The 24,161-nt window shown below is 49.9% G+C and carries 14 protein-coding genes and 2 pseudogenes; 14 read left to right on the forward strand and 2 right to left on the reverse strand.

The features are described from left to right. From ACIOTL_RS07610 to ACIOTL_RS07635, 6 genes and pseudogenes are all read left to right on the forward strand, one after another. Positions 1-331, forward strand: a 331-nt coding sequence (locus tag ACIOTL_RS07610; RefSeq protein ID WP_400342268.1) for a hypothetical protein, incomplete at its 5' end; no start/stop codon positions are given. Between the two features lie 17 nt (positions 332-348). Continuing rightward, on the forward strand, positions 349-1,254 hold the full coding sequence (locus ACIOTL_RS07615) for a hypothetical protein (RefSeq protein WP_400342269.1): 906 nt from the start codon (positions 349-351) through the stop codon (positions 1,252-1,254). 81 nt (positions 1,255-1,335) lie between these two features. After that, positions 1,336-2,496 (forward strand): hypothetical protein, encoded by a 1,161-nt coding sequence (locus tag ACIOTL_RS07620; RefSeq protein WP_400342270.1) that lies wholly within the window; start codon positions 1,336-1,338, stop codon positions 2,494-2,496. A 268-nt stretch (positions 2,497-2,764) separates the two neighbouring features. Then, complete coding sequence (locus ACIOTL_RS07625) at positions 2,765-4,669, forward strand: glycosyltransferase (RefSeq protein WP_400342271.1); 1,905 nt, start codon at positions 2,765-2,767, stop codon at positions 4,667-4,669. Continuing rightward, the gene (locus ACIOTL_RS07630; protein WP_400342272.1) at positions 4,666-6,486 is read left to right on the forward strand and encodes a hypothetical protein; all 1,821 of its coding nucleotides are present in this window, start codon (positions 4,666-4,668) and stop codon (positions 6,484-6,486) included. Before ACIOTL_RS07625 ends, ACIOTL_RS07630 begins: the two co-directional genes overlap by 4 nt. Positions 6,487-7,668: 1,182 nt before the next feature. After that, positions 7,669-8,112 (forward strand): annotated as a pseudogene (locus ACIOTL_RS07635) (IS481 family transposase); the annotation flags it as partial. Here the strand turns inward: ACIOTL_RS07635 and ACIOTL_RS07640 are convergent. After that, positions 8,094-8,242, reverse strand: a pseudogene (locus ACIOTL_RS07640) (ISL3 family transposase); the annotation flags it as partial. The pseudogenes ACIOTL_RS07635 and ACIOTL_RS07640 overlap by 19 nt on opposite strands. Positions 8,243-8,636: 394 nt before the next feature. On the opposite strand from ACIOTL_RS07640, the gene ACIOTL_RS07645 reads away from it, so the two are divergent. The 8 genes from ACIOTL_RS07645 to metG all read left to right on the forward strand — a co-directional run bounded on the left by ACIOTL_RS07645 (position 8,637) and on the right by metG (position 23,390). Further along, entirely contained in the window at positions 8,637-13,070 is a 4,434-nt protein-coding gene (locus ACIOTL_RS07645) for a glycosyltransferase (RefSeq protein ID WP_400342273.1), read from the forward strand. A 109-nt stretch (positions 13,071-13,179) separates the two neighbouring features. Next, the gene (locus ACIOTL_RS07650) at positions 13,180-15,093 is read left to right on the forward strand and encodes a glycosyltransferase (RefSeq protein ID WP_400342274.1); all 1,914 of its coding nucleotides are present in this window, start codon (positions 13,180-13,182) and stop codon (positions 15,091-15,093) included. 50 nt (positions 15,094-15,143) lie between these two features. Further along, entirely contained in the window at positions 15,144-16,319 is a 1,176-nt protein-coding gene (locus ACIOTL_RS07655) for a glycosyltransferase family 4 protein (protein ID WP_400342472.1), read from the forward strand. Then, positions 16,300-18,075, forward strand: a complete 1,776-nt coding sequence (locus ACIOTL_RS07660; protein WP_400342275.1) for a glycosyltransferase family 4 protein — start codon at positions 16,300-16,302, stop codon at positions 18,073-18,075. The genes ACIOTL_RS07655 and ACIOTL_RS07660 overlap by 20 nt, the downstream gene beginning before the upstream one ends. A 132-nt stretch (positions 18,076-18,207) precedes the next feature. Further along, a complete protein-coding gene (gene wecC, locus ACIOTL_RS07665) occupies positions 18,208-19,440 on the forward strand; it encodes a UDP-N-acetyl-D-mannosamine dehydrogenase (RefSeq protein WP_133834664.1) in 1,233 nt (410 codons plus the stop codon). 27 nt (positions 19,441-19,467) lie between these two features. Continuing rightward, positions 19,468-20,652: a non-hydrolyzing UDP-N-acetylglucosamine 2-epimerase gene (gene wecB, locus ACIOTL_RS07670; protein ID WP_400342276.1), complete on the forward strand. Its 1,185-nt coding sequence runs from the start codon at positions 19,468-19,470 to the stop codon at positions 20,650-20,652. A 122-nt stretch (positions 20,653-20,774) separates the two neighbouring features. Further along, the gene (locus ACIOTL_RS07675; RefSeq protein WP_105659140.1) at positions 20,775-21,782 is read left to right on the forward strand and encodes an NYN domain-containing protein; all 1,008 of its coding nucleotides are present in this window, start codon (positions 20,775-20,777) and stop codon (positions 21,780-21,782) included. 57 nt (positions 21,783-21,839) lie between these two features. Then, positions 21,840-23,390, forward strand: a complete 1,551-nt coding sequence (metG, locus tag ACIOTL_RS07680; RefSeq protein ID WP_208294285.1) for a methionine--tRNA ligase — start codon at positions 21,840-21,842, stop codon at positions 23,388-23,390. Positions 23,391-23,467: 77 nt separating this feature from the next. Here metG and ACIOTL_RS07685 read toward each other — a convergent pair whose 3' ends face one another. Continuing rightward, on the reverse strand, positions 23,468-24,160 hold the full coding sequence (locus ACIOTL_RS07685) for a response regulator transcription factor (RefSeq protein WP_105659141.1): 693 nt from the start codon (positions 24,158-24,160) through the stop codon (positions 23,468-23,470). Position 24,161 lies beyond the last annotated feature (1 nt).

Raw genomic sequence — 24,161 nt, forward strand, 5'->3', positions numbered from 1 at the left:
GCTACGGCGCGTTCACGAACTTCGGCAGGGTATTTCTTGGGCATGGTTGCTATCTTTCTCTCGAAAGACAGCGGCATCAAATCAGGGACGGTTCAGAATGGTTTTCTTACAACAGGCCGGTAATTCCAATTTTTCTCAGCAATTGGTATCTTTTTGGAAGACAGCTTCGTCAGACGAGTTGATTATCGGCACGAATCACTTTGATGAAAACCGTGCGATAGTCTTACAAGATTTTCAGAAAGATGGCAGGAGAAGGTACCTGAAGACAGTAAATCTAATTTTGCAGAAAATGTGCTTCACTGACTCTTATCCTAACGTTATTGATCATTAAGGCACAAGAAAATAGTGATGAATTCAAATATGCTCCAACGCAACTTAAATCGTTTCCATTACAAACAAAATAGATTCTCGTCTCTCGAGGAGTTTCATTCAAAGAGAGCAGAAGCGGGAATTTCGACGATTGTATATGGCGATAGTGTTTTAGACATACTCATGGTCGACCGTCAATCAACGAACACCACTGTAATATTTCATGCTGCAAAATCGAAGGCATGGACTTCTTATCCTGTCTTTTCTGGATTAGGCATGATGGAAGGAATCGATTCCAATATCATTGCGATTTCGGATCCTTCCTTAGATTTAGGACTTGAACTGGCATGGTTCGCTGGAAATAGATCACAGCTCCTCCAATCCCAGTTACCGGGAGTCATTAGGCATATGCTCAAGTCTCTTCGGTCATCTGAGCGAACGGTATTTTTCGGTGCTTCCGGTGGCGGTTTTGCGGCGCTATTTTATTCCTATCTATTCCCCGGATCGTTGGCTTTAGTAGCGAATCCTCAAACCGATATTGGTAATTACACTAAAGGACCTGTAGACGACTATCTTCAAAGAGCCTGGTGCTCGGATTCTATTAAAGATGTAAAAATCGTTAGTGACCTAACCGGTCTTTATGCGGACGGTTTTCCCAATAGCGTGGCCTATCTTCAGAATATAGGAGACGGACATCATAGAGATAAGCACCTCGCCCCTTGGATTCGTGGCCATAAACGTCCTTCGCGAAATCTCTTTCTATTGATGGGTGACTGGGGTCGTGGTCATATAGCTCCACCGGTGGAACTTTTCAGAAGCGTCCTTCAAGGTGTGTTCGATCCAAAAAACACCTGGGAATCCGCTCTATTGGAAAAGAGTTTTACACAAGCACCATCTAAGACCTTTGCTGCGGAAGTTTTCAGAGCTTGGTCGAATGATCAATAATGACATATTGCATTATTTCCACGGATTACATAATTGCCGACATGGCCATTTTAAGCTTTAGAAAAATTAAGGAGAAAGCGCATGATGCGAAACCTGGATAGGAAAACCTGGTTACTCGGAGTAACAGTCACATTAGCTGCCCTTGTATGTATCGTGTTTACTGCCTTTAACACGAAGAACATAACCTTTCCTTTAGTGCTTTCGTTCACTTGGATCGTATCAATCTTTGTAATTGTACAAACTAATTTGGACAAGGCATTCTTGGCGAAAAGGATAGAAAGAGTCAAGAGGGAAATTCTACAAGTTGAGAAATCATCAACGGAGCAGATTAATTATGAATTATCGGGACTGTTGGAATTTATTGATAAAAAGCACTCCAATTCAACACGCGAAGTGAGCGCGAAACTAGAGAATTCGTTCGAACCCAAACTTGATAACGTATTGAGTCGGTTCATACAAGATCAAAAGAAGCTCGAGAAGAAAATTACTTACGAGATTCCATACATGACGAAGAGTCTGGTCGACGCATTGGAGCAGTCAAGCAGAAATATTATCCACGAAATTGGTAAGACCCAACAGAGTAATAACGCCGGACTGGAGAAAGCACTCCGTAAGTTCACTGACCAGACCGTGCTGTCAGACCGGAATCCTTCTCCCCTGACGCGTAATATGCTCACAAAAAATCATTCTTACAACAATGAGTCTCGAGATCCTTCTACCGTATATGGCCGGGGAGCTGCGGCAGTTCAGGCTGACCCGGAACGAACTTTCAAAATCTTCAGTAGGTTAAAGCTTAATCGCGAATTCCGAGTTTTTCTCCTCGGCAGCGATCAACTTGAACTGCATCTCTCCAACGAATTAGGGATTCAAGTCACAACGCTTCATCCCTCAGCTGGTGGTTATGAGGTCACCAGTGCTCTATCAGAAACTACGAGTCAAGTAATCTCAATTTTCATTATTGAGATGAACGCGCTTGACGATGGCATTTGGGCATCATCACTTTCATCGTCGGGAACTCGCCTGTACCGCACCATTGGAGAAATCTCCGGTATAATTCGAGAAAAACAAGGTTTTTCGTTCTTAGTTGGCAATGGTAAGTCAGCGAATACATTCTCGTCGAGTCTTGAAAGTAATGTGGATGCGTGTATCACCACAAAAGAATTCGAAGAAGACTGGGCATTTGACACTGAATTGCGGATTCCACGCTTACTCCAGGATTACCTTAATGAGAAAGAGAAATAGAGTGAACCTACGTAAAGTCTTAGTCTACGGGGATGTTAATCTAAACATCATTGACGGTTCTGCCATTTGGCTAACCTCTATCTCCGAGGCCCTCTTGCTCGCAGGTGTACAAGTGCATGTCTTGCTAAAGACAAAGGTGAGTTCAAACGACTCATTGGAAAGACTTAGTCAGAACGCAAATTTCGTTATTCATCAGCCTACAGTGGATATAGAACCAGGGGAATCTTCATCCCTTAGCCCGCGTAAGGCTGCGCAGAGAATCTTGGGATTGGACTCCGAACATCATTTCAGCGCGATAATTGCTCGTGGTATGACGGTTTGCAAATTTATTGCAATGTCCGAGCGATTGCATCGGAGATCATGGCTATACGTCACTGATCTTCCATTTCCAATCGAGAAGGTTTCCGAAAAGTCACTCGATGATTTGAACATCATTACGGCGAAGGCATACAGGCTTTTCTCTCAGACAGAAGAATCACGTGCGTATCTCGAAGCTCTTTGCCCACAGGCAGCGGGCAAAACTCGTCTAATGTCACCGATGGTTCCTGACATCTATTTCGAAGAGTTCGACGATGCTATTGCTGATGACTCAATATCTGCACTGAAGCTTATTTATGCAGGTAAGTTCGCCGAAGACTGGAAGACATTGGAGATGTTGTCTCTTCCAGAAGAATGCCAGAATTCCGGAGTTAATGTACAACTCACAATGGTCGGCAATAAATTCCAACAGAGTCGGCGTGACCCGAAGTGGCACGAACAAATGGAGTCCGGAATTGTTGCCGCTGATGTCTCATGGCTGGGCGGATTAAGTCGACACAATACTATGCTTGAGATACGTAAGGCAGACTTGGGTCTAGGCTGGCGAACGTCGGCTTTAGATTCTAGTATGGAAATTTCAACCAAAGCTTTGGAATATGCCGCCTCTGGTATACCCCCGGTTGTTAATCGAACTCGTGCACATGAAGAAATTTTTGGTGAGGATTATCCATTCTTTGTAACCGATGAAATTGAAAGCGTTGTAGAAATGCTTGATAAAAGTCGGAATAAGATCGATGCCTATAAATCGAAAGTGAGAGATTCGGTTTCTAGATATTCGATGACCTCAGCTGCAAAAAGATTCGAAGCTTATTTCGAACGTGATTTGCCGGTGAATACTCCAGTACGAGGAAAAGTCGGATCGGTTCGTGTTCTGCTTGCTGGTCATGATTTTAAGTTTTGTGGCGAGTTAATCCAGTATCTTAAAGCTTCGCCGAATGTAGAATTGGTGATCGATAAATGGTCAACCCTGCATAAAAATGATCAGGAAGAAAGCCGGAAGCTGTTAAATGATGCTGATGTTGTAATTTGTGAGTGGGCTGGACCGAATGCAGTTTGGTATTCTCAGAATGTTGGAATTGATCAGCGGTTATATGTACGTTTACATGCTTTTGAACTTCGCGGCCCTTGGCTGAAAGATATTAGCATCAAAAATGTTAGCAAGGTGCTTTGTGTTTCTGATCTATATGCAGGATTGACCGCGGATATTACCAATTGGCCCGAAGAAAAAATCGCTGTTATTCCAAATCTTATTGACTGCCTAGATTTAGACAGACCAAAAGCACCAGAATCGGAATTTCGAATTGGACTTGTGGGAATAGTTCCTTTCATTAAGCGCCCTGACCGAGCTGTTAAGTTGCTTTCTAGCCTCCTAGAACATGATTCACGCTATACGCTTCATATTCGCGGGCGGATGCCATGGGAGTATACCTATGAATGGAATAAGGGTCTCCAGCGATACGCGTATGAAGAGTTCTTCGAAGCTATAGCTTCTGATCCTAAACTATCTAATTCAGTCGTGTTTGAGGACTTTGGCCCGGATATGGGATCCTGGTTTAGAAAGATCGGTGTAGTTCTGTCGTGCAGCACGAGAGAAAGTTTTCATTTAGCACCGATTGAGGGAATGGCGGGAGGGGCGGTTCCAGTCGTGTGGGATCGTCCAGGAGCAGAAGAGATATTTTCAGAGGAATTTGTGCATGATTCCATCGAGGAGATGACTGACTTCGTTCTTGGGTTGCGTGCATCGTCAACACGAACTAAATTTGTTGAGAAGGCTAGGAATCAGGCTCGAAAATATGATGTTACAGTCGGTGCGCAGCTCTGGGCCGGACTTATAGCTAAGGAGATGTCTGCGTGAGCGAATTTCTAGTCGTTACACCTACTGCTGGCAAAAATGATATCTCAGATGAATTGAAAGATCATATTTGTAGTATTCTCGAAGCTGCATTTTCAGAGTATGAAAAATATGCTCAGAAAAATGTTGTTGCAGGCTCCAAACTTCATTCATCAGCAAGTCGATATGGAACCTTTGCCATGTCCCGGACCGAAGATGAATCACTCTTTGTTTCAAAGGGCGATTTCTGGACTATATCTTCTGATCCGTCGTCCTCCCATAATGTACATTCAAATTTGCGGCTTATCGGGGGCAGTCTAGAATATCAGCAGCCGGTGTGGGGAACTTATAGTGCAGTTTTTGGCGATCGGTATATAAACCGATTATTTGCTTGGAATACAACCCCAGCGCTTGAGCCTATTCACTATAGTTCAAAATTTGGTTTTCATTTCATATCAAATCGACCAATTTTGATAGCATTGGCCCTTGCTCAGGTTTCCGGTCGGGGTGTTGCTCTTAGCTATTCTTATCTCCTGGAGTATCTTAATTACGGATATTCGTTGGCGGGAAATACTCCATTTGAAGATGTGTTGTGCCTGCCAATTAATAAAACACTAAAGATAAAAGACGGCCGGCTTTCACTCACTGAATTCCCTCGTGGACTTGTGCCTGATTTTTCATTTGATCATGATCTGAACGAGGGGGGCGAGGCGCTAGCTAATGCATTGCTTGAGTCTACGACTGATGCAGTGGATGCTCTCAAGGATCCTAGGGTGCAACTTAGGCTTAGTGGCGGCAAAGACTCCAGGATGCTTCTCGGGGCTCTAAAGCGCACCAACGCTAATGTGCGAGCAGTCACTTACGGAACGAACTCTGATTTAGAAACACATCTTGCTTCGACACTAGCTTCGATGTCCGGTATCAAGCACTTTATTGGACGTCCATCATTCGTGCCTGGAAATACGACGAAAGCAAGAGTTCGGAACGTTCTAAGTGATTGTTTAGGAATTCCACCATCTGAAGCGCACTTATCTCAATACAAGGGATCTGCGCCTGAATTTCCCGGTGAAGCAATTTCGTTAGGGCAGTGGCCACTTTGGAAAGGTGGTATGGCGAAGCTTCTGCGAAATACGACTGAGTATGTGAATTTGATGTTAGCCAAGCAGTCTTCTGGAATTCTGCTTGATGCATATCAGATAGAGCATGATGACTTCTTGTCGCGATGGAGTAAGAACGTTTCTGCAAGTAGTGAGTTGGAAAAGCTCTATTTATTTGCCCGGGAGTTTCGATCAGGACTCTATATGCAATCCCATGTCAATCATTATTCGCAGGATGCCAAGCTCCTTTATCCGATAAGTGACATGCGGGTAACGTCTATATGCGACCGGCTATCAATGGCTGAAAAGGTTTCCGAAAAGGCGTTATTTGTGGCTCTGAAGAAAATTTGGCCGGAATCGCTGAACTACAGCTTCCACGGTTCGTCATGGCGTTTTGAAAGCGGTGGTGCAGATCCGGTTCTCTCTGGTGATTCGTATGTTCACAGGATGAAGATGGTTGATCTTTCACCAGCGAAGATCGAAGAGCGGACTGCTGATTCTGTACCTGGCGAGGGTGGAGAGCTATCTAAGCCAATTGTCGCGGATCTATGTCGGGAACTGGTTGAGCTGGAAAACTGGAAGTTTGTTTCCTGTCATTTACAGTCTGATTTCGTTCAGAACGTAGTGCTTGTTGCTGCAGGTGAAGAACAAAAGTATTCTGAAATTCATCGAGAGTTTGCGAAATATGTTTGGCGTGTGTTTACGGCTTGCGTATGGTTTTCAGGGTCTTGGATTCGGGATTAGAGTAACATATCATTTAATCCATATTGTGGTTCTTCGCTTGCTATCTCTAGAGCTTATTATGAAACTCTGATTAGTTTTTGAAGTGCGTATAGTAGTGATAAATGTGGGGTTTATGCATGCATTAGTCGGTTATTGAATGAAATTCACGTGACTAACAAAACCGAATATTGATTTCGGATCGCGGATACTGGAATTCGAGAGTGGCAATGCAACTTTGAGTGCCTTAGGTGTGGCATTGATATTCCATTGGTGTCACACCGTGAGATACATTAGATTGCTTTGTGTTTTAGCATGTGATTGAAAGCAAGCAGCGGCCGTTCCTATGGTTCTCAAAAGGGATCTAAAGGGAATAGCTCGCTTGGCCCATGTCGGTCAGGATCATATGAATATCAGCCGTTGTGGGGCCAACGATATTGCTCTATGGAACCACCGCCGCGAACCACAAATATTCTGCTTGGATTCCAGCAATAGCGTCATTGGAACCCTCAAAGCATGCTCCTTTCACCATGTGAGGGCCACATCGATGAATAGCGCTTTAGGGTACCGGTATTCCGGCCAAATAGTGTGAATTCCCGGGACTTCGTGGACACTGAAACTCATTACTTCTCTAATGTTTCTTGGCAGGTCTCGGACCCGCTGGCAAGTTGGATGCCACCCACGATTACCGAATAGCACGAAATGGTACCTCAGTTCCTGTGACCGGGTACCGAGCGATTCTTGCGACCTGGTATTTCAAAACCTGCTAGAAGGTACCGCTGATGATGTGAGCTTTGGTGCGTTAGGAGTCCATGAGGATCGAATCGGGCAAACCCAACCATGTGGCCATCTAACAGTCGGAGGTAGTACGCATTGCTGTAGTTTCGTCGCTGCTGAAGGACGGGGAATCTTCGTGCCGCGCAACCTGGGTCCCAGGGAATCATCAGGTCATCCGTCGATTGAAACTTGGGTAGCATCTCCGCGGTGCTTTCGGAATGGCAACGAGCTGCCACGCTGGCAAATAATCCGGGTGTGCTACGGCCTTCTTATTTCTCAGCCAAGCGAAGTTCCCGTTGACAGATTCGAGGCCGGAAGGCGGTTGAACGATCCGTCTTGGGGCAGCGACAGTGGCGAACAGTACCTGGTTGGAAGAACAGTGGTTTCATGTTGCAAGAATGGCAGTACCTTCAAGGATTATTCTGCAGTGAGCACTACAACCAGCGCCGCCCCCATCAGTCCTTGAACCAGGCAACTCCACAGAAAGCCTGGCAGCTGCTGGAGCACACACCGGCTACCGAGCCGATAACGATGGTGGTGCTGGAAGCCAAGGCTGCTGAATACCTGATGAAGCGCCGACTCGGTAGCTCTGAGGTGAACCGCGCTGACCTTGTCGTTTCGAAAACCGGAGACTTCCTGAAGAAGCAAACTCAGCAACACGAGCCTGGAATGTACCGGGGATGCCATCGGTTGCTGGTCCGGGTCAGTAGGGACCACTGCCACGCCTATTATCGGGGCCATCAGATTCCACTGCCGCAGACCTATGTCGACCGACCGTTCGTGAGGACCATAAACGACGACGAATTCATTTCGTCGGATCCCGAACACTGGTGCTACCAAATACCTCTGATAAACAGACGAGTGGTGAACCGTGCACGCAAGGGCAACAGCTCGGTGGATTGTACGAACGAACGGCGTGGGCATGCTGATTCCTGGCAAGCATGCGACGCTTGCGCACTAGGACCTGCAGGACGTCACCGTCGGCGGGATGGTCCTCGACCCGGGGCAGTTTCGATGGATCAACAAGTACGTACCGTCCGGCAGATTCCTGGACCACGGTGATGACGCAGTAGTCGGCGACATTCAACAGAATCGACGCAGCGTCGATTCGGCCGGTATCCGTTAAACACGGCTCGTAGCTCTTCGCGTATGAATTGACTTAGTCAACATCCATATTCGTAGAGGGGAGTGCGAGCATCACTTCTTTTCCGGGTTCTCCACGCTCAAACTCGAAGAGCCTCCAAAAGTCGATAGAACGTCGGTTCTATCGACAACGCGATGAGTTGAGCAGGGCTTTGCGGAATCTCTGTGGCTAGATTGTGTCAGAATTCAGCTCTTCCAATCGAACCGCTAGAATTACTTGCGGATAACAACACAAAGTTGAGGGAGTTTCCTCGTTGAAACGATCGAATCGCAAGACCGCTCAAGCAATGAGTTCGCGTGCCGAACTTTTTAGCATCAAACAGGAATATCTGAATCTTGAAGGTGATTTCGAGACCAGAGTACTGGACGATTTGGCTAAGTACCGTGCGCAATCATCGAAATTATCGCGGGAGAACGAGTCTTTGCGATCGCGTAGGGTGAAGTCAGAGGGCCTAATCGCAAGACTTGAGCAAGAACTTGCTTCCGCTATGGACGCGCGACAGAAATTCAGCCGTGAGGCATCGATTCTCAAGACGCAACTCGCCAATGAACATGAGCGTGCCGAGAAATTCAAGTCCGCGTATGAGAATCTAAAGAACCATCCGGTCGTTCGAGCCGCACGCGGATTGAAGAGCCCTTTTGCGCGTAAGCCTGTTGCTCCTCGCCAGGTTCAAAAGAATGTTCCAGTCCTGGCGGCATCACCAAGCATTTCCAACTTCGACAATGTAAGTCGGCCAAACAGTCCTGCCGGAACCGGCATCGAAGAAAGCTTCATCGGTGCTATTGAGCGTGAAGCGGATGCATATATAGCCCGTTACCGCGACCAGGGCGAGATTGTTGAACCTTCAGAAAGGTTAGTTGCTCTCGCTGCAAAGGAGGAATCGCCTTCAAGCTTCGGAGCCTTGCACGATCAGATTCTGGGACAAGCCCGTCTATTCAATTCCTTGCCGGTAGTTCCGCCGAAGACCTCTACGCCTGCTTATATGCCGCAGCCGGATAAAGTGATGTATTGCGCGCACAGCACTGGCGAATACAACAGCAACGGTTATTCGACGCGTACGACTGGTCTCACCACTGCCGTCACCGAAGCCGGCATGGATCTCTTCATTGCAGCGCGACCTGGCTACCCTTGGGACTCCAAAGTCAACAAGAAGATGCCGAAAGAAAAGCGCCTGATTCGCGATTACCAGGGCGTCGATACGTACTTTAACCCGGGTGTGTCACTACGTAGCGATCCACTGGATAAGTTTGTGCAGATCGCGGCGGATATCTATGTTCGCGAAGCGATGATGAATCGACCTTCAGTGATCGTTTCTGCGTCCAATCACATTACGGCGTTGCCAGCATTGATCGCAGCTCGTCGTCTTGGAATCCCGTTCATCTACGAAGTACGTGGGCTTTGGGAAATTACCGCAGCCGCTGGTAACGAAACCTGGCATAAATCGGAACGATTCGAACTAGCACGCCGCATTGAGACTCTGGTGGCGAACGAAGCGGATCGCGCCTTCGCAATCACGGAGGAAGTCCGTGAGGAACTGGTGAAGCGCGGTGCAGAAAGAGACAAGATTGAAATCTTGCCGAATGCTGCGAACATTTTCCAGTACGTCCCTCTCCCAGCTGAGCGATCGAAGGTCGTTGACAAGAAAAAGAAGGGCGAGTTCCTTCTTGGATATGCTGGCAGCCTTGTGGACTACGAGGGGCTGGATCTACTAATCAACGCGGTAGCCGAGCTACCAGAATCTCTGTCGCACGTTGGCGCACTAATCGTTGGCGACGGCTTGGTCTTACCCGCGCTCAAGCGGCAAGTGACCGAATTGGGCTTGGAAGAGCGAATTCGTTTCACCGGGCGCGTACCGAATGAACAAATCAACGATTACCTGGCAATTTTTGACGCCGTGGTCTGCCCGCGAAAATCGAATATTGTTACAGAACTAGTTTCACCATTGAAGCCTATTGAAGCAATGGCTGCAGGCCGTCCGGTGATCGGTTCCAACGTTTCGCCAATTGCTACGTTGCTTGGTGCCGATAGTGCTCGAGGCTTGCTCTTCGAAGCGGATCATGTGCAGTCCTTGGCTGAATCGATCGCCCTCCTGGCTAATGATCCGAGGACCGCGCAGGATATGGGGCGTCGTGCCCGTAAGTGGACGGTAGAGAACCGTACATGGCCAATCGTGGCAAAAACTTTCGTTGCCCAAGCTGCCACTGTCCAGAGCCGTAGGCCAACGGGCAAGAAGCTTAATGAGATTCGTATGGCTCTTATCGCTGACGAATTTACGACCTCAACCATCAGCCGCGAAGTTAATGTGGTGTCGCCAACTCCTGAGAACTGGCGAGAAGCCTTGACATCGAATCCGGTCGATGTGCTCTTCGTAGAATCGGCGTGGGCAGGCAATGATGGAACTTGGACCCGCAAGGTCGGTTACTACGATGATGAGCAATGTGCGGATCTAGTAGCGCTAATTGGCTACTGCCGCAGCAAGAACATCCCAACAATCTTCTGGAACAAGGAAGACCCGGTTCACTTCAATCGATTCCGCCGTACCGCAAAGTACTTCGACGTTGTTTTGACTACTGACGCCAACTGCTTGCGGGACTACTGGGATCACCGTGGTGGAAATCTCAAGGCGTTGGGCAGCCTTTCCTTCTGGGCGCAAGCGGAAATCCACAATCCAATGGGATCTTCCCGCACCTACTCGCATACTGTGGCGTACGGTGGCTCCTATTATGGTGATCGTTATGCGGAGCGTTCGAAGGAACTGCGCGCAATCCTCGAGGGAGCACGTCCCCAGGGTCTGACCATCTATGATCGCCAAGCCGATAATCCTGAATCGCCATACAAGTTCCCACCAGCATTGCAGGACTATGTCCAGGGCGGTCTGACTTACGAAGAAATGGTAGAGGCTTACAAGTCTCATCCGGTGCACGTGAACGTTAACTCGGTGAATGCCTCGCCAACTATGTTCTCCCGTCGAGTTTTCGAGCTTGCGGCATGTGGTACTCCGGTAATTAGCGGCAAGAGCTTCGGCGTTACTTGGATGTTTGATGGGTCGGTTCCTGTGGTCGGTTCGCGCCGGGAATCGGAACTGATTTCAACACTGTGGATGAACTCCGAAGCTGATCGCGTGGCCGATGCTTGGGAGCCATTGCGTGTGACCTTCCGCAAACATCTGGCGCACCATCGTTTGGCCATGGCGCTTCGCATGGCTGGTCTCGCAGTTGATATCCCGACTTTGCCATCACTTGGCATTGAACTGAAGACGTTAACCGAAGAAATTGCTTGGGATCTTGTAGCAGCTAGCGTGCGACCTATGCAGGTATACGTTGCCGGGTTCAGCGACGATGATACTGCAGTAAACATTCTGCGAACTGCAGGAATTGCAGTAATGAGCAATGACGCAGTTCGTGAAGCAGAGGTGATTGCCTCCAACGCTGAAGAAATTCTCCAAGATCATCAGGTTCTTGAAGACATGCTAACTGCCATGTTCTATAGCCAAGCTGCAACGGTACAGGTCTCTGACAAGTACGTGGGTACGCAGGGCCTGCCGCTCTGGATGCGCGAGCACGTGGATGCGCAGCTGCCCACCTTGACGCGCAGTAGCAACTTCGCAGATTCTGTCGTAGAGACCATATGCCTTCGACGCCCACTTGACGTCGAAGAAGCGGACGGCACGCTCATTGACAATCCTGCGTCCAAAGACTCGCAGAACATCCTAGTCGCGGGACATGACCTGAAGTTTGCCGGGTCAATCATGGCCGGGATATCCGAACACGGGCACAACCTGAAGATCGATAAGTGGGACGGCCACGCTCAGCACAATGTTGAAGAGAGCCAGGATCTTCTAGAAGATGCTGACACGGTGTTCTGCGAATGGTCACTTGGCAATTTGGCGTGGTATTCAACGCATTTGAAGCCCGGGCAGAAACTGGTTACCAGATTCCACTCGCAGGAACTATTCACGGATTACCCTCGATCGGTGAACTTCAAGAAGGTTGACAAGGTGATCTTTGTCAGCGAGTTGATCCGAGGAATGGCGATTCAAAAGTTCGGAATTCCTGAGGAAAAAACGATGGTCATTCCTAACTCTGTGGATACCAGGAAGCTGGATCTTCCCAAGTCCGATGATTCTCAATTTGTATTGGGCTTCGTCGGCATGGTTCCGCAGATGAAGCGATTCGACCTCGTGCTTGATCTACTGGAAAAGTTGCGTGCAATCGATAGCCGCTTTACGTTGCGCGTCAAGGGCAAACGACCGGAAGATTACCCCTGGATGGCTGCACGCGAGGAAGAAATGGCCTTCTACGAGGCGCAGTATGCTCGTATTGAAGAATCTGATCTACTCCGCGGTGCTGTGGTCTTCGATCCTCAAGGCGATAATATGGCCCAGTGGTACCAGGAGATCGGTGTTGCCGTATCCACCAGTGATTTCGAGTCCTTCCACTTCACTCTTGCAGATGGAGCGGCATCTCGTGCGTTGCCGGTAGGCCTGGCCTGGCCGGGAGCGGAATGGCTGTACCCGAATGAGTGGTTGCATGCAGACACTGCGTCAGCAGCTCAATACGTGATCAGTCAGGTACAGGATCAAGCGAAACTGGCAGAGCAGGTTGAAGCTGCACGCGAGTTCACTGTGAAGAACTACGATTCCAACGATGTGCTTGCTCGAATCATGAATGAAATTGAAGCTAACTAGCGCTCTTTAGTGCTTTTCTCTAGTGAGGTGCGTTCAGTGGCAATCGCCACCGAATGCACCTCACTGTATTATTGATCTAGTCTGCATTGAAGATAAAGTGAGTTGAGAAGTGAAAATTGCATTAGGGGACTTCCGAAAAGCACTTTGGCATCTTCGCCAGGGTGGTCCACAGCAATTGCAGGAGTGGTACCAGCGCCGCAACTATGATTTGCGCATCGGGGGACAGCAGCGCTACTTGCGAACAGATGTTGAGAAATTGCTTGGACTGCAATTCCCACCGGTAGAATTTGAACCTTCAGAGGACCACGATGGAAAGTTAAACGTTGCCGTCATTCTTGATGATTTCAGCGCGAAAGCTTGGGCGCCTGAATGGAACTGCACCTTTATCACCCCCAGCTCATGGCAGGATGAACTTGAAACACGAGAATTTGATCTTCTCTTCGTGGAGTCGGCCTGGGCTGGAAACAACAAGTCTTGGCAGTACCACCTAACCGGTCCGTCGGCACCTCGACCAGCGTTTGTCGAGATGGTGGAAGCGTTTAAAGAACGATCTGTTCCAGCAGTTTTCTGGAATAAAGAAGACCCACCGCACTTCGCCGACTTCCTCGATTCTGCAAGGCTGTTCGATGTCGTTTTCACATCAGATTCCCGCAAAATTCCGGAATACCATGAAGCACTGGGCCATGAACGTGTCGCAGCGTTGAGCTTTGCAGCTCAGCCGAAGTTCCATAATCCGGTACGGACACTTAGCCAAGAACGCCGAGATGTAGCTTTCGCCGGAATGTATTTTGCGGACAAGTACCCCGAACGACAAGAACAGATGGAAATCGTGCTTGGCGGAGCCATGGATATCTCGCCAAAGCTCACTAGCGGGCTAGACATTTTCTCCCGGCAGCACGGCGGAGACGCGAAGTACCAGTTCCCGGCACCGTATGACCAGAATGTTGTCGGCTCGCTCGACTATGACAAGATGCTTTCTGCGTACAAGAACTACAACGTTTTTCTGAACGTCAACTCCGTGGTCGATTCGCCAAGCATGTGCGCCCGTCGAATATTCGAGATCACCGCCGCTGGCACTCCTGTGATTTCGGCTCCAAGCGCTGCGATAGAGAATTTCTTCACGCCTTCAGAGGTACTTCAGGTATCCACCAGGGAACAAGCATCTAACTCGATTCGCAGCTTGGTTCGGAGCCCAGAACTTCGCCAGCGAATGGTCCATATGGGTCAGCGCAGGATCTGGAAGAACCATACTTATGCGCATCGTGCTCAGCAGGTTGAACAATTCGTTGGGCTCCGTTCTGCTCACGGTCAGCCAATGTCCATGTCCTGTACTCCAAAGGTAAGTGCGATTGTTTCGACCATAAGGCCTCACCAGCTTCAGCATATATTCGAGACTGTAGGGAAACAGAAGGATGTTGAAGTTGAGCTCGTCCTCGTGGCTCATAAGTTCTCGGCCGCCACTGGACAACTGGCCGATATGGCATCAGCAGCTGGAGTAGCGAACTACCAACTGCTTGAGATGGGTGAAGAAAATACTTTGGGTGACTGCCTGAACGCCGCGGTGGCCATGGCCAACGGCGACTTCATCACCAAAATGGATGATGACGACCTATACGGGGAGTACTATCTCTTCGATCAAATTTCAGCGCTTCGATACAGCGGTGCCTCGATAGTAGGCAAGCAGGCGCATTACATGTACCTCGCGGATTCAGATGCTACTTTGCTGAGATTTGCCGAACGTGAGCACCGCTTTACAAACCTCGTGATGGGTCCGACGATGCTTGGCCGCGCGCACGTTTTCCGCGAGACACCCTTTGATACACGTAACCGTGGCGAAGATACAAGATTCCTAAAAGACGTCATTGAACGTGGAGGAACCATTTATTCGAGTGACCGTTTCAACTTTACCCAAATGCGAGGGAATGATGGGCTAGCGCATACCTGGGATCTGAGTGATGCGGAGTTGACTGCAACTGGTAGTATTCAGTGGTTTGGACGCAATGATAAACATGTCTTTTTCTAGGAAAGTCTTATTGTGCAAATAGTACGAGGTAAATCAGGGGAGTGAAGAAGATGAAAGTTATGCTTCTGACTCACTCGTTCACGCCTGAGATCTCGCCACCTCAGCGACGCTGGTCAATTATTGCCGACGAACTGGGGCAATTGGGGCACGAAGTTACTGTAGTGACCCCGAAATCAAATCGGATTGCAACTAAACGGCAAAGTCGTCTTCTTGATAATCATTATTTGAAGCTGCAGCACTATCCATCAATGCGTCGTTCCAAAACGATGCTCGGAAAAGTATTGAAGCATGGCGTTGATGCAGTTCTGAGCGTCCCTGCTGCATTCCGAGGGCAAAAGCCTGACGTTTTTATCGCAACTGTCCCAGCAATTCCAACGCTAATTGTTGGCTTCGTGGCCAGCCGTTTACGGGGTGTACCCTTAGTTGTCGACCTCCGGGATGCTTGGCCAGATTTGCTCAGTGAATCACAAGTTATCAAGTTCCGCTGGGTCGAGCCAGCTATTTCGAAGATCATCAGTTTCGTTGTGAATAAAAGCGACATGCTCGTCACGGTGACGTACGGCTTGGCGGGGAAGATGAAGCGAAATGGCGTGAAGAACGTCGCCACAATCACCAACGGCGTTGAAACCGAACGCGAAGATTTTACAGTTGCTCAACGCGAGATCGATGGCGAATTCCATATTCTCTATCTAGGGAACATTGGTCGGAGCCAGGGTCTGGAGACCGTTATCCGAGCGATGGAGTACGCACCAGAATCTGTACGTCTGCGCATTGTTGGCCAGGGTACTGAAAAGAGTAAATTGATGAGCCTAGCGATGGATCTTGGGCTTGATATTGACTTCCAAGACCCTGTCTACGGCCAGGAGGTACTGGAAAATTACTCGTGGGCGGATACATGCCTAGTTTCTCTGCGTCCTGACTGGCCGAGCTTTAACCACACAGTGCCTTCGAAACTCTATGAACTTCTTTACTTGAATCAGCACGTCAGCGGCTTGGTCAGAGGAGAAGCAGCGGAAATTATTCGTGATTCCGAGGCTGGGACTGTGATTGAACAAGATGTACCTTCCCTGGCCGCTTACATTAACAACTTGGTTGCGAACCCTGGAATTTTGCGGACCGATCGTCGCGGGACCGACTGGGTCAGGAAACATGGATCGCTACGTCAAGCAGGGCGGGAATATGCCGAACTACTAGCCACAGTCGTCGATGCGTACTCCAAGAGATAGAGCAGAACTTTTGAATCTAAAAGTCATTCCGAATACGATCAACACCGGTAATTTGGTACTTTCCAACATTGCTGATGATCCTACTTATTTTGCGCTCCAAGTTGCTCGCCGCTTCAAGTCCAAGCCGGTTCTACGCTCGTTGATTATTACTCTTGGGAGTGATAAATCCAGCATTCGGCTACGCGCGCTCTCGGCCATGCTGAAGGATGACACTAGTGCCCTGCTCTCTGCCTGCAGAGAATGGTTAAGCTCCGACAGCAACCCAACGCAGTCAGTATTCCTGGCTAACCTTTGCATTGCTTCCAATGAGTGGGAACTTGCAGAAGAATTACTCAATAGGGGCAAACCTTCCATCGCCCACGTACGTGCCAAGGCCCGTCTATTGTGGTCATTGGGCTGGATGACAGATGCCATTGAGCTGTTGCAGCAGAATCGCAGTGGCCGTCAACTTCGTCACTATGAATCAGAATTGGCATCCTTCAAGGGGGCAGAGCCCTGTCTTTCTCCGCTCCGTACCGCCGGTATATCGACTAGCGCGACTCGTTCTGTTCTTTACGTTGCTACCAATTCGTTGCCACACACTGGTAGCGGTTACGCACAACGAACTCATTCAATTCTCGCGTCATTAAGGGATGCAGGATGGGGAGTCAAAGGACTTACCCGTGTGAATTATCCCTTGAATATCGGCAAACTATCCGTCTCAGAAGCTGACGTGGTTTCTGGTATCGAATACCAGCGCTGCCTGCCTTTTCCAGCGAAGCATGACTTCACCGGAAGAATCCAGCAACAAGCTGAAGACCTACTGAGCAGAGTCCTTCAAGAGGCCCCTTCTGTACTTCACACGACGACAGATTTTTCTAACGCTCTAGCGGTTAAGTCCGTTGCAGAAGCGACCGGTATACCGTGGGTTTATGAAGTTCGCGGACAGCTGGCAGACACGTGGCTTTCTACGCGTCCCGAGCGCTCGAAAGATTCAGAACGATACCGACTATTCGTGGAACGCGAAGCGTTTGTAGCTCGGCATGCCGATCATGTCTTCACCTTGGGCGATGCCATGAAACGCAACCTGATTGACGCGGGCGTTGATGAATCAAAGATTTCAATATTACCGAACGGGATAGGGGAAAAGTTCCTAGAGGAACCCGTGCCCAGGGTCCAAGCTCGTGCGCAGCTGGACCTCGATTCTGAAGCATTTTATGTGGGGACGGTTAGCAGCTTGGTCCCTTATGAGGGGCTTTCGACAGTTGTCCGTGCTGTTGCTGAACTTGCGAAGCAGCACAAGGAGTTACGTTTGTTGATCGTTGGTGATGGTACGGATCGCGAGAATCTGATCAGTCTTGCCAAAAGTCTAGGCATCGCCGCGCGTTGTGTTTTTCCTGGTCGCATTCCGCGGGAACAGTCGCATCTCTATCACGCTGCGTTGAACGCTTTCGTCGTGCCACGAATTGACTCTGCTGTCACTCGCTCGGTAACTCCGCTCAAACCAGTTGAAGCAATGGCATCGAACGTACCTGTCTTGGCATCCGATCTTCCTGCCCTGCAGGAGCTGATCACTGACGGTGAGAACGGTCACTTGATACCTGCGGGGGATGTGGCTGAGTGGGCCGAAAATATCGAAAAGTTGATTTTAAACCAAGGGGCAGCTGAACGCATGGGCAAGTCAGGGCGGGAATTCGTGCTTGCCAATAGAACTTGGGAGCAAAACGCGCTTAGCGTTGTCCAAGTTTACGAGCAAGTAATAAGTAAAGCTCCGTGACAATGAGGCTGTCGCTGAACTCAGTGATGGGATATGGTTTATAGGGCTAATCTTGCACTTCTTGTGCTTCAAGATCAGCTTGCAGGCCCTTTCGTAGGGAACATCGCTCGTACCAGAAGGAAAGTCACTTTAGTGAACAACATTAAAGAAGTCGCCGTAATCGGTTTGGGTTACATCGGATTGCCAACTGCTGCAATTCTTGCCTCGAAGGGCATCACCGTAAAAGGCGTCGATGTAACTCCTCGAACTGTAGAGGCAGTCAACAAGGGCGAGGTGCCGTTCGTAGAGCCGGCGTTGGGCGAATTCGTTTCCGCCGCGGTGACTGCAGGTACCTTGTCTGCAAGCTTCGATACTCCAGAAGCTGAAGCGTACATTGTTGCTGTGCCAACGCCGTTCAACGATGACTACACCGCTGACCTTTCATACATTGAGGCTGCAGCAGAGGGCATCGCTCCAAAGCTGAAGGGCGGCGAACTGGTTATCCTCGAGTCGACCTCGCCTCCAGGTGCAACCCAGCACCTCTTCGACTACCTGCTGAAGAAGCGTCCCGACCTGAACAAGGACAGCCTGCTTGTTGCACACTGCCCAGAGCGCGTACTTCCTGGCTACGTCATGGAAGAATTGGTCACCAATGACCGTATTGTCGGCGGTATCACCCCAGAAGCTGCAGAGAAGGCCAAGGCTCTTTACGAGACCTTCTGCCAGGCAGCTATCCTCACCACCGATGCTAAGACTGCTGAAATGGCAAAGCTGGTCGAGAATTCGTACCGCGACGTGAACATCGCCTTTGCTAACGAATTGTCGGTCATCTCCGACAAGCTGGGCATTGACGTTTGGGAACTGATCTCCCTGGCCAACCGCCACCCACGCGTAAACATTCTTCAGCCCGGTCCAGGTGTTGGCGGTCACTGCATCGCAGTTGATCCATGGTTCATTGTCTCGGCTGCTCCTGAAGAATCAAAGCTGATCCGCATGGCTCGTAACACCAATGATGCAAAGCCGAACTGGGTTATCGACAAGGTTGTAGAAGCTACCAAACTCCCATCCTTCAACGGCAAGGTAGCGGTCATGGGTTTGGCTTTCAAAGCGAACATTGACGACATGCGTGAATCGCCATCGATTGCGATCGCTCGCAAGTTGGCTGAAGCCAACCCAACCGTCGAGTTCCTTGCAGTGGAGCCACATGTAGAAGAATTGCCTAAGAATCTTGCGGGCATCGCCAACCTGAAGCTGGTTGCAACCGATGAAGCCCTAGAATCGGCAAGTGTAATTACTTTGCTGGTCGACCACGACCAGTTCAAGTCCGTACCAGCAACCGCGCTGGCCGGCAAGGAAGTTATCGACACTCGCGGTCTCTGGCGCTAGTTCTCCAAGCTGACAAGGTATATATCTATGAAGAAGATCATGCCGATCTATGGCACTCGTCCTGAGGCCATCAAGGTTGCGCCGATCGTCAAGGCTTTGAAAGAAGCTGACGAGTTTGAATGCGTTGTTGTCGTAACTGGACAGCACCGGGAAATGCTGGATCAGGTCAACGAGCTCTTTGGCATCACGCCGGACTATGACTTGGACGTCATTCAGCCGGGCCAGACCCTGAATGGTCTGCTTACTAAGACCATTGCTGGTCTTGACGAGATTTTCGAAAAGGAAAAGCCTGACGCTGTAGTGGTCCAGGGCGACACCACCACTTCGACGGCTGGCGCAATCGCTGCTTTCTACCGTGGTATCCCAGTGGTTCACGCTGAGGCTGGACTTCGGAGCTATGACATCTTCTCTCCATTCCCGGAGGAAGCTAACCGCAAGCTGACCAGCCAGATCGCCAGCCTGCATTTGGCTCCAACGTCGTTGAGCAAGCGTAACCTTGAGCGTGAAACGTTCAAGGGAAGTGACATCGTTATCACCGGTAACTCTGTCATTGACGCACTGCTGACTGTCGTCGAAAAGAAGGTTCCTTTCTCGGATCCCAAGTTGGAAGAACTGGTTTCTTCTGACAAGCGCATCGTTCTGGTGACGACGCACCGTCGTGAGAACCAAGGCGAACCAATGCGCGGCATCGGCCGTGCATTGGCAAAGCTCTCCAAGGCTGAACCAGATGTTGAATTCATCTTGCCGTTGCATCGCAACCCTGCGGTTCGCGAAGCGTTGCTTCCGGAAATCGATGGGCTGCCTAACGTGACTTTGACCGAGCCGCTGGCTTACGGCGAATTCACTCGCATCATTGATGCTTCGACCGTCGTCTTGACCGATTCCGGTGGCGTCCAGGAAGAGGCTCCAAGCCTCGGCAAGCCTGTCCTGGTCATGCGCCTGAACACCGAGCGTCCTGAAGCTGTTACCGCGGGTACCGTACGCCTGATCGGCACCGATGAGAAGCGCATCTTCGAATCGGTCACTGAGCTGTTGCATGATGAAGCGGCTTACAACGAGATGGCTAACGCTGTAAACCCTTACGGTGATGGCAGGGCTTCCGTACGTACCGTCGCTGCAATTGCAGAATTGCTTGGCGTAGGTTCGCGTATCGAGGAATTCGATTCAAGTCTGTCAGATCCAGAGGACATGATGCGGGCAACCAGCATCTAGTTCCGTTCAAAAGACCAGTTCAACACCAGTTGAACTGGTCTTTTCTGGTTTACACCGGAAAGAGTCATGCGATGCAGGCCCTTTCAATATGGTTTGCCTAGTTTTATCAGTACGATCGAAGCATGATGAATCAAACTGCAATATTTATTGATGCCGGATTTCTGCTCTCACTAGGCGGTCATCGTGCCGCCGGAACAACCTTAAGATCAGCCTTTACAACCCATTACGAGGCGCTGGTACGCGGGATCGTGCAAACCGTAAAGAAGAACACGGGTCTTAATAACCTCCGCGTTTATTGGTATGACGCCTCGAAAGACGGGCTATTTACTGAGCAGCATAAGCGGATTGGCTTGATACCCGGCGTTAAAGTGCGCTTAGGTCGTATCTCTTATAACGGCGAGCAAAAAGGTGTGGACCTGAGGCTGGCGCTGGACCTTGTAGGAGTTGCCCGTAATGGCTCGGCATCAATTGCTTACTTGGTCTCTGGCGATGACGACCTCGCCGAGGCCGTCGAAGAAGCGCAAGACTTGGGCATGAAAGTAGTGTTACTAGGCGTAGCGAAATCCGATAGCCGTCTTGGAGTAGCCTCGGTGGCTGAACACCTGGCTTTGACCGCTGACTACATTGAAATCGTTCCGAATCAACTATTGGATAGCGCATTCACCAAGGTTCTTGAATGGGACAAGAATCATTCTGAAAAGACGTCTTTAATTGCTAGTGCGTCTTTGGAGACAGAAGCAAAGCCAGCAGCGAAGCCATCGGTTCCTACTCCTGCCGTCATGGCTCAGAAGCCAGTTATCAGGCCAGCCGTTGAGCCGGAAGCCGAACCTGTGGTGATCTATTCCAGTGGTGGTGAAGCTTCTGGCTATCAGGGTTCCGCGGCTTATGAGCAACAAGAGTTGAAGGTTGCAGAAGAGATCGGCGCAAAGGTTGCTGAATCCTGGCTTGCCTTCACGACACAGTCTGACGTAGTAGAACTAATTGCTGACAAGCCGCAACTGCCACCCGAAATTGACAGGACTTTGCTCAAGGATTGCGCTCAAGTGCTTGGGGAATGGAAAACTGATCAGCAGATCATCCGCCGCACACTTCGTGGCGCCTTCTGGGAGTATTTGGGCAAGATCATGTGACGAGTCAGTACAATCTGGAAATCCGCTTTCTGACGCTAGCTAAGGTAAATTTATATCGTGACTTCTCAGCAGAAACCTTTTTACATCACCACGGCTATTTCTTACCCGAATGGTACCCCGCACATTGGACATGCCTACGAGGTAGTGGCTACCGACGTTATGGCTCGATTCAAGCGCCTAGATGGTTTTGACGTCTTCTTCCTGACCGGCACCGATGAGCATGGCCAGAAGATGATGCAGACCGCAGAGAATCTTGGGGTCACGCCGGCTCAGCTGGCTCAGCGTAACTCGGATGCATTCCAGGCCATGAATGATGAGCTGGGTACAAGCTACGACCGCTTCATTCGTACCACTGATGCGGACCATCATGCGGCTGCGCAGGAACTCTGGCGCCGTATGGAAGCCAATGATGACATTTACTTGGATAAGTACGCAGGATGGTACTCGGTACGCGACGAGGCCTTCTACACCGAAGACCAGACGGAAGTGCGCGAGGACGGTATTCGTTATGCCGTTGAAACCGACACTGAAGTTACTTGGACTGAAGAAGAATCCTACTTCTTCCGCTTATCCAAGTACCAGGACAAGTTGTTGGAGTACTACCAGAACAACCCTGAATTCGGAGCGCCACGTTCCCGCTTCAATGAAGTAGTACGGTTTGTCGAAGGCGGTCTGATGGACCTTTCGATCTCTCGAACAACCTTTGATTGGGGGATCCCGGTACCGGGCAACGAGAAGCATGTCATGTACGTGTGGGTAGACGCGCTGACCAATTACCTGACGGGCGTTGGATTCCCGGACGTTGAGTCTGCTTCTTTCCAGAAATACTGGCCGGCAGATGTCCACGTGATCGGCAAAGACATCTCGCGATTCCACGCGATCTACTGGCCAGCATTCCTGATGTCTGCAAAACTGCCATTGCCTAAGCGCGTCATGATCCATGGATTCCTGCATAATAACGGCGTGAAGATGTCCAAATCCCTGGGCAACACTGTTTCCCCAGATGATTTTGTGAACCGTTATGGCTTGGACCAGGTACGCTACTTCTTCTTGCGTGAAGTTCCGTTCGGTGCCGATGGCAGCTACAACCACGAGACCATCGTTGCCCGTATTAACGGTGACCTGGCCAATAACTTCGGCAACCTTGCACAGCGTTCACTTTCGATGGTCGCAAAGAACTGTGGGGGAGTAGTCCCAACCCCGGGCGAATTGCTGGAAGCTGATCAGCAGATTCTGGAAGCAGCCGGCAAGCTGCTGGAGATCAACCGCGATGCTTTCTCGCGTCAGGAATTCAGCAAGGCACTTGAATCCGTTTGGCACGTTCTGGGCGATACCAATGCCTACTTCGCTGAGCAGGAGCCATGGAAGCTGAAGAAGACCGATCCTGAGCGTATGGCTACTGTCTTGTACGTGACCATTGAGATTGTCCGCAAGGTGGCGTTGCTGCTTCAGCCAGTATTGCCGCAGGCCATGACTTCTATGCTCAATGCGTTGGCAGTTGGCGAAGGTTCGGCGCGAACCTTCGAGTCCTTTGATAGCGCTTTGGTCCCAGGCACTGAGCTCCCAGCTCCTTCTCCTGTGTTCCCACGCTACGAGGAAGAGAAGTAAAAATTTTCCTGAGAGGAAACTGAGGTGTTCTGCTTGATTCTGAATCCGAGCAGAACACCTCAATTTTTTTCATTCAGTCAGGGTGTGACGACTCCGGTCTGGTAGGCGATGACTACAGCCTGGACCCGGTCACGAGCTTCCAGTTTGGCCAGAATATGACCCACATGGGTTTTGACTGTAGCTTCTGACAGGAAGAGTTTTTCTGCGATTTCCGGGTTGGAAAAACCTTCTGCAATCAGGCCAAACACTTCCCGTTCGCGAGGCGTCAGCGATTCAACAGCGGCAATCAGGTGATCCTTGTGCTGTGACGAGCTCTTCTTGAGCATTGGCGCCATGTGGTCCAGCAACCGTCGAGTGGTCGAAGGCGCTATGACGGCATCACCGCGATTGACCGTGCGCACCGATTCCAAGAGTTCTTCTGGGGGTGCATCCTTCAAAAGAAAGCCGCTGGCGCCGGCTTGAATGGCGCTTAGCGCATATTCATCCATGTCGAAAGTCGTCAGAACGATGATCTTGGGACCATCCGCAGCCTTCTTATCTGGATCCAGTAGGCGCTCAGTAGCTTCGATGCCGTCCATTTCCGGCATTCGCACGTCCATCAAGATGACATCCGCCTGAGCCATCAGCGGTGCAGCTAGTGCTTCACGGCCATTGCCAGCTTCAACAATGACTTCCATATCCTCTTGGGAATTAATGAGCATTCTGAAGCCACTGCGAACCAAGAGCTGATCATCAACCAAGCCGACCTTGATGGCATCTGTATTAGGCATT

Source organism: Glutamicibacter sp. NPDC087673, from assembly GCF_044743255.1.
GTDB lineage: Bacteria > Actinomycetota > Actinomycetes > Actinomycetales > Micrococcaceae > Glutamicibacter.

Coding starts and splice junctions, on each gene's coding strand:
- ACIOTL_RS07660 (WP_400342275.1), top strand. CDS start 16,300: ATGCGTACTCCAAGAGATAGAGCAGAACTTTTGAATCTAAAAGTCATT.
- ACIOTL_RS07655 (WP_400342472.1), top strand. CDS start 15,144: ATGAAAGTTATGCTTCTGACTCACTCGTTCACGCCTGAGATCTCGCCA.
- ACIOTL_RS07685 (WP_105659141.1), bottom strand. CDS start 24,160: ATGCCTAATACAGATGCCATCAAGGTCGGCTTGGTTGATGATCAGCTC.
- ACIOTL_RS07675 (WP_105659140.1), top strand. CDS start 20,775: ATGATGAATCAAACTGCAATATTTATTGATGCCGGATTTCTGCTCTCA.
- ACIOTL_RS07615 (WP_400342269.1), top strand. CDS start 349: ATGAATTCAAATATGCTCCAACGCAACTTAAATCGTTTCCATTACAAA.
- ACIOTL_RS07620 (WP_400342270.1), top strand. CDS start 1,336: ATGATGCGAAACCTGGATAGGAAAACCTGGTTACTCGGAGTAACAGTC.
- wecB (WP_400342276.1), top strand. CDS start 19,468: ATGAAGAAGATCATGCCGATCTATGGCACTCGTCCTGAGGCCATCAAG.